This is a genomic window from Afipia birgiae 34632 (assembly GCF_000308295.2).
GTDB lineage: Bacteria > Pseudomonadota > Alphaproteobacteria > Rhizobiales > Xanthobacteraceae > Afipia > Afipia birgiae.
Map to the genome: position 1 here is coordinate 1955550 of NZ_HG326652.1, position 15033 is coordinate 1970582.

The 15033-nt window shown below is 60.4% G+C and carries 11 protein-coding genes; 5 read left to right on the forward strand and 6 right to left on the reverse strand.

Annotated elements, in window-relative coordinates:
- Nucleotides 1-61 precede the first annotated feature (61 nt).
- Nucleotides 62-1222: a GGDEF domain-containing protein gene (locus BN32_RS09355; protein WP_019197909.1), complete on the forward strand. Its 1161-nt coding sequence runs from the start codon at nucleotides 62-64 to the stop codon at nucleotides 1220-1222.
- 67 nt (nucleotides 1223-1289) lie between these two features.
- On the forward strand, nucleotides 1290-2396 hold the full coding sequence (locus tag BN32_RS09360; protein ID WP_019197910.1) for a DUF2336 domain-containing protein: 1107 nt from the start codon (nucleotides 1290-1292) through the stop codon (nucleotides 2394-2396).
- Between the two features lie 25 nt (nucleotides 2397-2421).
- Here the strand turns inward: BN32_RS09360 and BN32_RS09365 are convergent, their stop codons facing one another.
- Both BN32_RS09365 and BN32_RS09370 read right to left on the reverse strand, forming a co-directional pair.
- Nucleotides 2422-3060: an NrsF family protein gene (locus BN32_RS09365; RefSeq protein ID WP_019197911.1), complete on the reverse strand. Its 639-nt coding sequence runs from the start codon at nucleotides 3058-3060 to the stop codon at nucleotides 2422-2424.
- A 2-nt stretch (nucleotides 3061-3062) separates the two neighbouring features.
- Nucleotides 3063-3608 carry a sigma-70 family RNA polymerase sigma factor gene (locus BN32_RS09370; protein WP_019197912.1) on the reverse strand — a complete coding sequence of 182 codons (546 nt, stop codon included), beginning with the start codon at nucleotides 3606-3608 and terminating at the stop codon, nucleotides 3063-3065.
- Between the two features lie 200 nt (nucleotides 3609-3808).
- Between BN32_RS09370 and BN32_RS09375 the strand changes: the two genes are divergently transcribed.
- A complete protein-coding gene (locus tag BN32_RS09375; protein WP_244438120.1) occupies nucleotides 3809-4537 on the forward strand; it encodes a hypothetical protein in 729 nt (242 codons plus the stop codon).
- Nucleotides 4538-4717: 180 nt separating this feature from the next.
- Nucleotides 4718-5497, forward strand: coding sequence for an enoyl-CoA hydratase (locus tag BN32_RS09380; protein ID WP_019197914.1), 780 nt, complete (start codon nucleotides 4718-4720; stop codon nucleotides 5495-5497).
- Nucleotides 5498-5506: 9 nt separating this feature from the next.
- Here the strand turns inward: BN32_RS09380 and BN32_RS09385 are convergent, their stop codons facing one another.
- Complete coding sequence (locus BN32_RS09385) at nucleotides 5507-7360, reverse strand: acetyl-CoA hydrolase/transferase C-terminal domain-containing protein (protein ID WP_040426196.1); 1854 nt, start codon at nucleotides 7358-7360, stop codon at nucleotides 5507-5509.
- Between the two features lie 298 nt (nucleotides 7361-7658).
- Here BN32_RS09385 and BN32_RS09390 point away from each other — a divergent pair, with 298 nt between their 5' ends.
- Nucleotides 7659-9074 (forward strand): TolC family outer membrane protein, encoded by a 1416-nt coding sequence (locus BN32_RS09390; protein WP_040425603.1) that lies wholly within the window; start codon nucleotides 7659-7661, stop codon nucleotides 9072-9074.
- A 5-nt stretch (nucleotides 9075-9079) separates the two neighbouring features.
- Here the strand turns inward: BN32_RS09390 and BN32_RS09395 are convergent, their stop codons facing one another.
- From BN32_RS09395 to BN32_RS09405, 3 genes are all read right to left on the reverse strand, one after another.
- Nucleotides 9080-12199 carry an efflux RND transporter permease subunit gene (locus BN32_RS09395; RefSeq protein ID WP_019197917.1) on the reverse strand — a complete coding sequence of 1040 codons (3120 nt, stop codon included), beginning with the start codon at nucleotides 12197-12199 and terminating at the stop codon, nucleotides 9080-9082.
- 55 nt (nucleotides 12200-12254) lie between these two features.
- Nucleotides 12255-13448 carry an efflux RND transporter periplasmic adaptor subunit gene (locus BN32_RS09400; RefSeq protein WP_019197918.1) on the reverse strand — a complete coding sequence of 398 codons (1194 nt, stop codon included), beginning with the start codon at nucleotides 13446-13448 and terminating at the stop codon, nucleotides 12255-12257.
- A gap of 166 nt (nucleotides 13449-13614) precedes the next feature.
- Entirely contained in the window at nucleotides 13615-15012 is a 1398-nt protein-coding gene (locus tag BN32_RS09405; protein ID WP_040426197.1) for a CoA transferase, read from the reverse strand.
- Between the last annotated feature and the right edge of the window lie 21 nt (nucleotides 15013-15033).

A 15033-nucleotide genomic window follows, 5' to 3' on the forward strand; every position in this document is an offset into this window, starting at 1 on the left:
ATACCAAACCTAAAGGCTTTCCCGCCTACTGTCCCGCATTGCATTCCCTCACGGCGAGTTCATGCGCGGCGCAACGTCATCGGCCCCCGTATCCCTGATAGGTGGTTTCGACCGAAAGCATTCGGCCGTCGAGATCGACTTGTCACCAGAGATTCTCGCGCGCCGCGCAAAGCAGCGGCGGCAAATGCTCGATATGACCGGCGTCAGCTACATGATCGACGCCGCGATCCTGCTGATCTACGCCTATGCAGGCACCACGAGTTTCGTGATTGCGCCGGCGTACGCGGCCTGCGGGTTGCTCTCCGTGGCGGTGTACATCGCGATTTCCGAAGCCAAGGTGAACGACCGGTTCCGGGATCACTACTTCATTTCGCAGCAAACCAGCATCAGCCTGGCGATCATGCTGCTGTTCATCTACTTCGCGCCGGAAGTCGGCAGCCTGTTTCTCTGCTCGATTTTCCTGGTCTTCACGTTTGGCGCACTGCGGTCCACCCCCCGTCAGACCATCATCGGATGGACGACGGCTGCCATCGGCCTGACGGTTCTGTTTCTCCTGACTGACAAACCCATCGGCATGCCCACCGGCACACCGCTGGAGCGCTTCGCGACCATGCTGGTTTTCATTCTGGTGCTTGGACGCGGGATGGTCGTCGGGTTGTTCAGCAGTTCGCTGCACGAATCTCTCTACAGGCGCGGCATTGAACTGAAAAAGGCCTATCAGCGCATTGAAGAACTCGCCGAACTCGATGAACTGACCGGATCGCTCAACCGCCGCTCCATCATGCAGGCGCTCGACGAGGAAATCATCCGCGCCCGGCGCTGCAATGTACCTTGCGCCGTCGCACTGATCGACCTCGACTGGTTCAAGCGGATCAACGACCGCTTTGGGCACCCCGCCGGCGATGAAGCGTTGCGGGCCTTTGCAATCACCGTATTCGCCAACATTCGCAGCATCGACAAGTTCGGCCGTTACGGCGGCGAGGAATTTCTGCTCATTCTTCCGGAAACGTCGGATGGTGCCGCGCTGCGCACCGTCGACCGGTTGCGCGGGATCGTAGCGGCCCTCGACTGGAGCGCGATCTCACAGGACATGAGCGTCACGATGTCGGCAGGTCTTGCAACGCTTCACGCGGACGACACCGCGGAGAGCATACTCGCCCGCGCCGACCAGCTTCTCTATCAGGCCAAGGACATGGGGCGAAATCGGGTTGTTGCGGCCTAGTTGAAATTTCCGCCAGCCAAGAACCTGGCTGGCATTTCTTGCTTCGGCGTTTCCAGGACAGAAAGTCATGAGTTCGAGACCAACAGCGCGGCCGGCAAATCTTCTCACTGAGCTGCAGAATGCTCTCGCGCACGGCACTGTAGCGCGCCGCGTGGAAACGTTACGCCGGGTCACCGATCTCTTTCTGTATGGCGTGGCTGACTATTCCGACGAGCAGATCGAAGTTTTCGATGACGTCTTTCATTGCTTGATTGAAAAAATCGAAACGTCCGCGAAGTCGCTCCTGGCGAACCGCCTCGCGCCCGTGCCCAAGGCCCCGCCGCGCCTGATCTATACGCTGGCCTTCGATGACGAGATCGAAGTTGCCGCGCCCGTGCTGTCGCATTCGGAAAGGCTGAATGACGACATGCTGATCGAAAACGCGCGCAGCAAGAGCCAGGGTCACTTGCTCGCTATTTCAAAACGCAAAGTCCTGAGCAACGCGGTGACCGACGTGCTGGTCGAGCGCGGCAACAACGAAGTTGTCGAGAGCGCGATCAACAATCCAGGTGCGGAATTTTCGGACAAGGGGTTCACGGAACTTGTTTCTCGCGCTGAAGGCAATGATGAACTCGCAACATGCCTCGGGACCAGGCGGGGAATTCCGAGACCCCATTATCTCAAGTTGATTGCAAGGGCCTCGGACTCTGTGCGAGCGCGCCTCCAGGCCGCCAACCCGCGCGCGGCGGATGATATCTCGGCAGCCGTCGAGCAGGCCGCCTTCAGTGTCGGTCACGGAGCGGGCGGGAAAGCGGCCCATGCCCAGCAGCTTGTGAAATCTCTCTTTGATGACGGGCGCCTTGACGAAAGGCAGATTGCCGAGTTTGCCGCCGCCGGGCGGTTTGAGGAAACCAGCGCGGCGCTCGCGATATCTGCGAACATTCCGGTCGCGACGGTCGAGAACATGATGATTGAATCGCGTTCCGAAGGATTGATGGTTCTCGCCAAGGTCGCCGGGCTGTCCTGGATGTCTCTCAAGCTCGTTCTTGAACTGGGAGGCGGCACGGCGAAAACCGAAATCGAGAATATCGACGATCACAAATCGAGCTACGATATGCTGCGCCCGTCAACTGCCCAACAGGTGCTGCGTTTCTACCGGATGCGGCAGGACACCGCGCAGACCGAGCCAGCTTGAGACCAACTGCGCCGACTCCGCGAAACTAGAATTTCAGAACGCGTGATCCTGCGAGCGCGCCAATCGCAGCCACGAGCCCAACAGCAATCGTGTACCAGGTCGCAACGAACATCGGCGAATCGTCGGTGCAATGCGCTGCGTAAAGCGTTGCGGCCAGTCCTGCCGACAGCAATCCGGCGAACGCGCCCGTCACAGCCGGCCGCGACGGGGCACCTCGCCGCAATGCCAACAACGCGGCCGCCAGCAAAGGCAACGACAGCAGCGGAATGGCTATCAGGCAGACCTTCGAATTGGAGCCAATCAACCGTGTCGACATCGGCGCGCGATTCGGCATCATCATCTCACCCATCATACCGATGCCGAGTAGTCCGACCGGAATAGCCAGCAGCCACGCCCAACGTCCAAGCGAGGCTTCCGGCCGCGACAGATGCAGGCTGATGGCGACGGCAGCCGCTGCCAGCGCCATGGTGACCACGAATTTCAGATCGAAGAATGGATTGCGCATGGCGATCATAATGTCGGACCGCACGCCAAGTCCGGCAAGGAACAGCGCAGTCGAGACCGGCACCGCGAGCACCAGTGCAACCAGCAGCAGGTTGCCGACAGGGCGTTCATGGACGTCGTTGTCGGCGGCGAACGTGCGGATAAGATCGTTGGTATCCATGGTCACTCTTTCCGCAGTTTGCTTGCGAGGCCCGTCAGCCCCCGATGCAACGCCACACGCACTGCACCCTCAGTCATCGAGAGTTTCGCCGCCGTTTCCTTGATCGACGCGCTGTCGACGGCGATCGATTGCAGCACGTCCCGCTGCCGCTTTGGCAACCCATTGAGATGGGTTGTCACTTCGCTGGCCGGAACGCTCTCCTCGACTGGCGCACCAGCCAACGTCTCCGAAAAGTCGTCGATGTTGACGAAAATCCGCCGGCCACGACGGCGAAGAGCGTCGATCAGTTTGTTGCGTGCAATGGCGAACAGCCATGGCGCGAACGGGGCGTTCGGATCCCAGGTATGCCGCTTCAGATGCACTGCGAATAAAATGTCCTGCACGATGTCCTCGGATTGGTCGATGGGCTGACCGGCCCGTGCCAGACCACGACGCGCCCCTGCTCGCAGAACCGGCGTCACAGCCTTGAGGAGGCGATGATATGCGGCGTTGTCTCCGGCATTGGCCGATCGCATCAGATCGGTCCATTCGTCTTCACGTCCGCGCACGCGCGCTCCTATCAGGGCAATTCGCTCCTGTTCCTAAAGTGTTACGGGCGGGAACCGCAATCACGCAATCGTGAGTAAGGCTGTTTGGGGAACCGGGCGGCCCGATCCGGGACATCTGATCTAAGCCGTTTTTAAGGCAAAGGATCACAAGATTCCCTTTTTCTGCCGTCCTGTGGCCATTCCGCACCGGTCTGTTCCCTGTGCTGAAGACTCTGGCAAAGAGGGAAATTGCCATGCGGATGAGGAGTGCAGGTTTAGCGGCCCTGGTTGCTGCTGCCGGAATCTGGATAAGCTTTTCGGGCGAGCCGGCAATCGCTGCCAAAACAGCGAAGGCCGCGAAAACCAGCGTAGCCGCCGCCGATCGCCCAATTGTTCTGTCGAAATTCAAGAAGCAGCGTGCTCACGCCGCAAAGAAATCTCGAACGGCCCAGGCGCGACAGACCAAAAGAGCCGCGTCCAAAATTTCGTCGAAAGCCAAAGTCTTTGCACAAAAATTTGCCGACAAACCGCCCGCCGAGAACAAGGTCTTGGCCGATGCGAACGAGAACGAATTGCCGGTGTCGGTGGCCAACGCCCGCGCCCAGGCGTTGGCGGATGATGAAGCACGGAACATTTCCGCGCTCGATAGCACCGATGTTGTGGCCGGCATGCAAGTCGCAGCCGCAGATATAGTGAGCAGCGGCAACCCCGCTCCAGAGAACAACACGGCCGTTGCACAGGACACCACCGTAGTGGCCCCTGCTGTATCCCCGCCGCCAACACCGGGCTCCAACAGCAAGATTCTGCGGCCGATCTCGACGGGAGACAAGCCGGTGTTCAAGACTGACGACAGCGATCCCTGGAACAAAACCTCGCTGATCGGCAAGATCTTCATCGCCTTCGGAAGCCTGCTGACGCTGGCATCGGCAGCCCGCTTGCTGATCTTCTGACGCAAACCCCGTCTGCATCAGACGCAAACGCGGGTTCGCGCCCCGCGAACCCGCGCTTTTGCTGGATTTGGTGATGATCACCCCAGTATCGCTGGTCTTGCAGAGATAGGCCCCTGAAGGCACATTGCGGCCAACGGCGCGTTACGCGCTGATTGTCAGACATTCTTCAAGGGGCAACACATGACGGCATTCGAACACATCATTGTTGAGAGCAAGGGCGCGGTCGGCATCGTGCAAATCAACCGGCCCAAGATGCTCAATGCTCTCTCCTTCGATGTCTTCAGCGAAATCGCGACGGCCATTGACGACCTCGAAGAAGACAATGCCATCGGCTGTATCGTCGTCACCGGCAACGCGAAAGCATTTGCCGCCGGTGCCGACATCAAGGAAATGCAGCCGAAGCAATTTATCGACATGTTCAGTCAGGATTTTATGGATATCGGCGGCGATCGCGTCGCGACCTGCAAGAAACCAACAATCGCGGCGGTCAGCGGCTACGCGCTCGGCGGCGGCTGCGAACTTGCCATGATGTGCGACATCATCATCGCGTCAGACACCGCCAAGTTCGGGCAGCCGGAAATCACGCTCGGCACCATTCCGGGTCTCGGCGGTACACAGCGCTTGACTCGCGCCGTCGGGAAATCGAAGGCGATGGACCTGTGCCTGACCGGACGCATGATGGATGCGGCGGAAGCCGAGCGCTCCGGCCTCGTCAGCCGCATCTTCCCAGCCGACAAGCTGATGGAAGAGGTGCTTGCGATTGCCAACAAGATCGCTGCGATGTCTCAGCCCGTTGCCGCGATGGCAAAAAGTGCGGTCAACCGCGCGCTGGAGACATCGCTCGCAGAGGGCATGAACGTCGAAGGCGATCTTTTCCACGCCACCTTCGCGCTCGAGGATCGCGCCGAAGGCATGGCCGCCTTCATCGAGAAACGGAAGCCGAATTTCAAAAACCGCTAGTATACGCGATTAGTTGCGGCTCCGGGCAATGGCGGCATGGACCAGCGCCCGATAGAGCCGATCCGAAAACGACTGAGGCCGGTCGAGTTGCAATCGCGCGAGACCGGCCGCGGTTTCTGCATCCGGCGGCCCCGCACGAAAGCCCTGCCAGCCAAGCTCGAGCAGATTGAGCTTGCTGGCCGTGGCTTCTTTTAGAATCTGCAAGGCAGGAATCAGCCGCTGCTCGACATCGGTAAAGTCGCTGCCGAATGGAAACATCGGCAGCAATCCTGCATCGCGGGCCGGCTTCAAGGCGGCAGCTATCCGATCCGGAAAATTCTCGCGATGGGCGGCGGGTATTTCATAGGTCGCCGGCAGCTTCCCTGCATCCTTGGCCTGGCGCGTCAATTCGGCTTGAAAGCGTGAATCCGCAACACTCAGCATCGCCGCGATGACATCGGCATCCGACTGGCCGCGAAGATCGGCGACGCCATACTCTGTGACAATGACATCGCGCAAGTGACGCGGGATCGTGGTGTGGCCGTAAGACCAGCGAATGTTCGACGCAACTGCCTTACCGGAAGTCCGGGTCGATTCCAGCGTCAGCATCGAGCGCGCGCCTTCAAGCGCAAACGCCTGCGCGACGAAATTATACTGTCCACCGACACCGCTGACGACCTGACCATTATCGAGACCGTCGGAGATCGCGGCGCCCATCAAGGTCGCCATCATGGCATTGTTGACGAACCGCGCATCGACGCGCGCGCGCCGCTTGGCGTCCTCATTCCCATAGAGCTGGTTGGTGAAGGACACCGGCACCATCTGGATACGTTCGATCTGCTCGGGCTTCATCTCACGCAGGGCGCGGTAGAAGGACTTCGGTCCGAGGAAAAACGCGGCGTGCAGCAATGCACCATCGACCTCACGCTTCAACACGCCAGCATCGATCAGCGCGAGAAACGCCTCGAAGAACATTTCGCTGACGCCGTAAAGACCTGTCGTGAGCGGTTCCGCCTCGCGCGGCGGTTGCGCGGGCGCAAGCCGCGACATGATTCCGCGATAAGCCCCGTTGTCGCGATGACGGACGATCAGGCCTTGCGCCAGTGCGTCGCCGACCTGTCCGATGCCGATCTGCAGTGTGCCACCGTCACGTACCTGTCCCGCAGAGTGAAGCCCGATCGCGTATTTCGTATCGGAGATTGGCTCCGACGGCGGAGCAAACAGCGGGAAGTCGGTTTCCGGGCTGTCCAGTACGGCATGAAATTCGTCGGCGGCCAGATCGCCCTGCCCCGGCATGAATGGCAGTTCGGAGTTCACTTGCCCCACGATCTTGAAGGCAATGCGCCCCTCTGCCCGCGCCTTCATGAGGTCGAGCGTCGTGTCTGTGTTGCTGCTCAGGCTGTAGCGCGTCTGGCCGTTGACCACACGCTTGGCCACAAGCTGAGCAATCACGTTGACGCCACGCGTCAGCAGATAGGACGACGCGTGGGTATAGTTGGCCGAGATGTAGTGCTGTTGCGGATAGGCCTTGCCGAGCCATTTGCCAGCCAGGAAGAAGAACTCGATGACCTCAATGTTCGGCGGCAAGGTCCTCGCGTGGAGCGCCTTGGCATAGTCGAGATCGGGGTATCCGCCGAACAGCCTGTCGATTACCGGCGAGATGAACCGCCGCTCGAGATCAGCCGACGGCGTCGGCTTTTCCAGCGTCAGGGCCGTGAAAATGGTCAGATGGATCGAACGGTCGCTGGCCGCGCGCCGAAACAGCGCATTGACGATGTGGTTGGCCTTGCCAAGTCCTAGCGGAAGGCCGACCACCAGCCTTGTCCCGACCTCGCGAATGATGTCGTCCGCGATTGCCTCCGGGTCGGAAAAGATTCTTGGCATCGGATATCTGTCGATCCACTGCGCCGGACACGCCGCCGGGGGACCCACGCGGAAGGACGGCAAATTGCTCGCGATTGGGCTTGCCTGCCTTCAATTTCACAATAGGGCATTAAACGGTCAAGAAAATACCGCCCTGCCCGATAACAAATCAGTGCACATTGTCACACTCTTCGATTTTCTGTGTTTGGAGGTTTGCCCGCGCGAACATAGGCCTCTAAACAGTGTACCAATGAAGCGGGCCGGTGCCGGATTGATACAATCCCACCGCGGCTGTGATCATGGATTGTTGCGGGAAACGATGGTTCGGCGTGCTTTAGGGTTGGGCGACACTGGCTGGCGCTTTGGTGTGTCGAGCGCCGTCATCGGTATTACGCTGTCTGTTGGTTTCGCGCTCCCGGCCCGGGCCGATACGCTGAACGAAGCCCTCGCCAAGGCCTATCAAACCAATCCAGCACTCAATGCCTCGCGGGCCTCGCAGCGCGCCAACGACGAGAATGTGCCTCAGGCCTTGGCTGGTTATCGCCCGCAAATCGTCGCAAGTCTTAGCGCCGGGTTGCAACCGGTTCGCAATTTACTTCCTGACAATACGATCCAGACCGCGACGTTAAAACCGTGGACTATCGGCATCACCGTCACACAAAACCTGTTCAACGGCTTCAAGACAGCCAACAGTGTCCGCGTCGCCGAGTTTCAGGTCCGCTCGGGCCGCGAAGCCCTTCGTAACACCGGTCAGGGCATTCTGCTCGACGCGGTGACTGCCTATATGAACGTGATTGCCAATCAGGCGCTGGTGGAAACCCAGCGGGGCAATGTCGCCTTTCTGCGCGAAACGCTCGGCGTTACAAAAAAACGTCTCGACGCGGGTGACGTCACACCAACAGATACGGCGCAGGCGGATGCGCGGCTGAGCCGCGGCCTTGCTGATCTGAATGCCGCTGAAGTCGCGCTTGAGACCAGCCGCGCAATCTACGCGCAGGTGATCGGCAATTCGCCCGGCAGCCTGGCGGCCGCGCAAACAGTGGACCGCTTCGTGCCACGCAGCCGGCAGGAAGCCATCGACACGTCGATCCGCGAAAATCCGGCGGTGCTTGCCGCCACCTACGATGTCGATGTCGCCACCACAACCATCAGCGTGGCCGAAAGTAGCCTGTTGCCGCAGGCCAATGTCGTTGGCAATGTCAACCGCAGCTACAACACCGACACGATGCTTGGCACCAAGCGGGAGGATACAGCATCCGTGGTCGGACAGCTCAGCCTGCCGATCTACGATGGCGGCACGGCAGCTTCGCAAACACGACAGGCCAAAGAAACCGCGGTGCAAAGCCGCCTCGTACTGGAACAGGTCAGAAATCAGGCGCGCACGGCGGCGATTGGCGCCTGGGTCAGCAGCGAAGGCACCAAGGTCGCGCTTGCTGCTGCCGAAGCCGAAGTAAAGTCTGCCAACATTGCCTTGCAGGGCGTGCGGCGCGAGGCGCAGGCGGGACAGCGCACCACCATCGACGTGCTTAATTCCCAGCAGGATCTTACCGCAGCGCGCTCTCGCCAGATTCTGGCGCAGCGCGATCGCGTAATTGCATCCTACACACTCCTGAGTGCAATTGGCCGCCTCGATGTCCGCACGCTCGGTCTCAACACGCCGGACTATCTGCCTGAAGTTCACTATCATCAGGTGCGGGACGCCTGGCACGGCGTGCGCATCCCGTCAGGACGGTAGCGTTCTCAGCGTATCCGACGCGCGAATATCGAGATCAGCACCGGCAGCGTGATCAAGATGACCAGCGGCGCCACCGCCATGCCCGTCACCACCACGACCGCGAGCGGCTTCTGCACCTGAGACCCAATGCCGGTTGACATCGCCGCCGGCAGCAGACCAATGCCCGCGACAGCGCAGGTCATCAGCACCGGGCGCAACTGCAGTTCGCCGGTGCGGATCACCGCCCTGATGCGGTCGACACCCTCGTCGATCAGTTGATTGTATTGCGACAGAATGATAATGCCGTCCATCACCGCGATGCCGAACAGCGCGATGAAACCGATCGCAGCCGACACGCTGAACGGAATGCCGCTGACCACGAGCCCGAGCACACCGCCGAACACCGCCATCGGGATGACGCTCATGGCCAACAGCGTGTCCACCATCGATCCGAAGTTAAACCACAGCAGGATTCCTATCAGGGCAAGACTGATCGGAACGACAACGGACAGCCGCTTGATCGCGTCCTGCAGATTGCCGAATTCGCCGACCCACTCGGCTCGCGAGCCGGACGGAAACTGGACCTGCGCCGCGACCTTGTCCTGGGCTTCCTTAATGGCGCCGCCGAGGTCGCGTTCTCGCACCGAGAACTTGATTGGCAGGTAACGCTCCTGCTGTTCGCGATAGATATAAGCCGCCCCCGAGACCAGCTTGATCGAAGCCACCTCCGACAGGGGGACCTGCTGAATTCCGCTCGGCCCCTGCGCACCGATCCGTAGATTGTGAATCGCCTCGGCGCTCTTGCGATACTCCGGCGCGAGACGGACGATGATCGGGAAATGGCGGTCGCTCCCCGGTTCGTAAAGATCCCCCGCGCTGTCGCCGCCAATGGCGACGCGGATGGTCGCGTTGATGTCACCCGGCGACAACCCGTAGCGTGCAGCCCGGGCGCGATCGATGTCGATCTGGATCGTCGGCTGTCCCAGCGAGGTGAAAACCGACAGGTCCGTTACGCCCTTCACGGTCGAAAGCACCGACTTGATCTTGTTGGCCGTGTTGGTCAGTTCGACGAGATCGTTGCCATAGAGCTTGATCGAGTTCTCGCCCTTCACGCCTGACACTGCTTCGGCCACGTTGTCCTGCAGATATTGCGAGAAATTGAACTCGACGCCGGGAAATCTCTTCTGCAATTGCGCCAGCAACTCGGCGGTTAATTCGTCCTTGTCACGAGAACCGGGCCATTCGCTTGCAGGCTTCAGCGGCGCGAAGAATTCCGCATTGAACAGTCCCGCAGCGTCAGTACCGTCATCAGGCCGCCCGTGCTGCGACACCACCGATTCCACTTCCGGTCGCGCACGAATGACCTTGCGCATTTCGTTGACGTAGGAGTTACCCTCCTCAAGCGAAATGGTCGGCGGCAGTGTGGCGCGAATCCAGAGGTTGCCCTCCTCGAGCTTCGGCAAGAACTCAAGTCCAAGCAGACGAATTCCAATAAACGTCAGAACGACGAGTCCACCCGCCGCCGTCATCACGATCCCTCGATTCCGGATGGCCCACCGCAGCAGAGGCATGTAGATGCGGTGCAGCCAGCGCATGACGCGGGTTTCGGTCTCCTGGATGTGCGCGGGAAGAATGATCGCGCTCAGCGCCGGCGTGATCGTGAAGGTCGCAAGCAGTCCACCCGCCAGCGCATAGGCATAGGTTTTCGCCATTGGTCCGAAAATGTGACCTTCCACGCCGCTGAGCGTGAACAGCGGCAGGAATGCCGCGATGATGATCGCAGCAGCAAAGAAAATCGAACGTGACACGTCCGCCGCCGCGCTGAGAATGGCATGGGTCTTCATGCCCATGATGGTGTCCGGCGAGATCGCACTCTCTTCCGACGCGGAGAGCTCCGTCGTTTGCGACAATCTCCGGAAAATCGCCTCGACCATGATGACTGTGCCGTCCACGATCAGGCCGAAATCGATGGCACCGACCGACAGCAGATTGGCGGATTCACCGCGCAATACCATGATGATCACGGCGAAGAACAGCGCGAACGGAATGGTGGCGCCCACGATCACCGCACTGCGCAGATTGCCGAGGAACATCCATTGCAGCAGCACGATCAGAATCATGCCGACCACCATATTGTGCAAAACGGTGTGCGTCGTGGTGTCGATCAGATCCTTGCGGTCATAAATGCGCTCGATCCGCACGCCCGGCGGCAGGATGCTGGATTTATTGATCGAGGTAACAAGCTGCTCTACCCGCGCAATGGTCGGCGAGCTCTGCTCGCCCCGGCGCATCAACACGATGCCCTGAACGATGTCGTCGTCCATGTTCATGCCAGCGATGCCGAGACGCGGTTTTTCGCCGACGGTGACGTTGGCCACGTCGCGGACCAGAACAGGGTTTCCACCGCTTTGCGCGATCATCGTGGTCGCAAGGTCATCAATGGAACGGATCAGGCCGACACCGCGCACCACGGCGGATTGCGCACCGATGTTCACCGTATTGCCACCAACATTGATGTTGGCGTTTCCGACGGCCTGCAGCAGCTGCGGCAGCGTCAGGCCATAGGCGATCAGCTTGTTGAAATCGACCTGAATCTCGTAGGTCTTGGTCTTGCCACCCCAGCTTGTGACGTCGATCACGCCAGGCACGCTGCGGAACCGGCGCTGCAACACCCAGTCCTGCAACGTCTTCAGGTCGAGCACGCTGTAGTTCGGCGGGCCGACCAGCCGGTAGCGGAAAATTTCACCGATAGGGCTCAGCGGCGAAATCTGCGGCTGCACGTTGCCCGGCAATGGGCTCAATTGCGACAGGCGATTGAGCACCTGCTGCAAGGCTTCGTCATAGGTGTAATCGAACGAGAACTGCAGTTTGACGTCAGAGAGGCCATAGAGCGAGATGGTACGGATGGTGCGCAGGTTCTTGAGGCCAGCGACCTGAGTCTCGATCGGGATCGTGATATAGCGCTCGATCTCCTCAGCCGACAGGCCGGGGCTTTGCGTCACGATGTCGACCATCGGCGGCGTCGGATCCGGATAGGCTTCGATGTTGAGTTGCTGAAAAGCGATCACGCCGCCGACAAGCGTCATGACGAACAGCGCCACCATGAGGTAGCGGCGGTTCACAGCGAGAGCGACAAGACGATCCATCGAGACCGGGTCTTTCAGCGAGAGCGGATGACGTCAGGGAAAGACACGGACCAGACTAGCTTCCGGATGCAGCACGATCGATGAACAGGCTGCCCTTGGTAACGATCTGCTCGCCGGGGGACAAATTGCTCTTGACTTCGACCAGATCGCCATTGGCGAGGCCGATCTTGATCTGGCGGAGCTCGATGGACTTGTCGTCGCGCACCACCCAGACCCGGACCTGATCGCCCTCGTAGATCAAGGCCTGCTTCGGCACGCCTACAGCGGCACGGTCGCCGGCGGAGTAGATCGTGACATTGGCGAACATTTCCGGCTTCAGCGCACCGCCGGGATTGTCGATAGTCGCGCGCACCATCAGCCGGCGTGAGGCCGGATCGATCGCAGCCGAAACGTAATTGATACGCGCGGTCAAGGTGCGTCCCGGGAAAGCAAGAACGCTGAAGGCGATTTCCTGCCCGACCTCGATGGCGGGTGCTTCGGTCTCACGCACAAACGCCGTCAACCAGACCGTGGACAGATCTCCGACGACGAACACGGGGTCGCTCGCACCTGCATTGACGTATTGTCCCGGACCGACCTTGCGCTGCACCACCGTTCCGGCGATCGGCGAGAAGACTGTCGTTTCGCGATTGATGCTGCCCTTCTCCTGAAAAGCAGCAATCGCCTCTTCAGTCAGTCCGAGAATCCGCAGGCGGTTGCGTGCGGCCTCCAAGGCCGTGGTGGCTGAGCGCATGTCATTCTGTGCAGAAGTCAGTGTCGCCTGCGACTGCTGATAATCCTTCAGCGGCGCCGCCTTGCCCTCATAAAGATCGTGGGCGCGCTTGTCCTGGATCTGCGCCAGTTCGAGCTGCGACGTCGCCTTGTTTAACGCGGTCGACGCGGTGATGAAATCGTTCTGCGCCTGTACATTGTCCGCGGCCTCAATGATGAACAGAGACTGCCCCTGCGTGACCTTGTCGCCCGGACGGGCCAAGAGCTTGGTGACACGGCCGGCATAAGGCGAAAACACTGGAGTCGAGCGATCCTCATCGACCGCGATTTTGCCTTCGGTGACGTGCTCCGCGCGAAAGGCTCGCTCCACCACCGGCTGCACCGTCAGACTGGCCCATTCAGCGGCCGTCGGCGTATAGCGCAGCAGCCCCTTCCGCGATTGGCTCGATACATCTGAATGATGTTTTGACGTGCCGGACACACCCATCAAGCTGAACGCGGCGGCACCCGCGAGGACGACAAGCCCGGCACCGATCATAAGGCGTTGCCGGGTCAGGCCCTGAAACCGGGCGGTGGGTGGCGATCTGGAGCTTCTATCAGTCACGGAACCACTCTTGCGACAAGCTGACGCAGATGCGTATAGTGCCACTTTCAGATTTTGGACAATCCAAAAACGTCCGTATGGACATTATTTTGGGTTAACGTCAGACCCGTGACGGCCACTCCGCGGCGTCTGAGCCAAGTGGCATAGCCGGACGCTGCCAAAATGCGGGGGTCGCCGACATCACAGCGGCGTGACGGATGCCCCGCAGTGCACCAAAACCCGAAGAGCTTTGCTCGATGAACGGCAAAACATCATCCGCCGCGAGGTCCACCGCGGCAAGGCCCTTTTCGAGCCTGCCGAGATTCCGCAGCCAGCGTCCGGTCTGCGCCAGCGAGACCCGGACATGCCAGCTTCCGCCCTCACGGGCCTGTCTTAGCCGCGCCATCATTGCGCCGAACGCCATCAGATAGCCCGTGGCGTGATCGAGAATCTGCATCGGCAGTTCTTTCGGTCCCGCGACTCCGGCTGCCCTGCCCTCCACGTCATTGAAACCGGTCGAGGTCTGCACCAGTGAATCGAAGCCGCGCCGACCGGCCCACGGCCCGGCATGCCCATAAGCGCTCAGCGAGACATAAACGATCCCGGGACTAATCCGGGCCGCATCCTCCGGCGAGAAGCCGAGTTCGGCGATGGGTTGTGGCCGATAGCCCTGAGAGAAAATATCCGCCGACGCCAGCAGACCGCGCAGCGTGTCCCGGCCCTGCCCCGTTTTGAGATCGGCGAAGCTCGTCAGCTTGCCCCGGCTGGTGTCGATGACCAGCCATGGAATCGACGGCAGGTTCGGCGACGAGATCAGCATGACATCGGCGCCATGCACGGCCCAGGTGCGGCCCGCGACCGGACCAGCGATGACGCGTGACAGATCGAGTACACGCAATCCCGCCAGCGGACGACGACCGTTTGGCCAAGGTCTCGGTGCAGCCTCGCCGATTTTATCGATCTGGATCAGCGGCAATTGCTCGATCGCTTGCGCCTGCGAGGTTGCGAGCCATTCGTCATGCGAGCGCATCATCGAGACGACGCAGCCACTGGCATAGGCGGCGGTTTCGAATTCCTCGCCCTTCCATTGCATCAGCGCGCGTTGCACGTCGTCGCGTTCCGGCTTGCAGTTCAAGACCTCGCAGACGTTGTCGCGGTGATGCGGAAAATTGGTGTGGAGACGCACAAGGCGGCCGTCGCCGGTTTTGTAAACACCGGCAATGACGTCCCAGGCGGGCGGGGGCGGCTTGTCATCGACGCGCAGATAACGCTCGCTGCGACATTCAACGGCCGCATGCGTCATATCGACGGAAATGCCTTGCGCCTCACCGCTCCGGGCTTTCCATACTTCCGCCGCGGCGAGACCGGCGGCCGCGATCGTAACCTGCGCCGCAGCACCAACGCGGAACGACGACGGCAGTATGGGCTCGCTTCCCGTCAATGTGACAATATCGATCGCGGACGGTTCACCACCGCCGAGAATCCAGAGATCAGAGAGGATTTCGCGAGGTGACTGCATGAACGCCTCCGGCAGAATTCC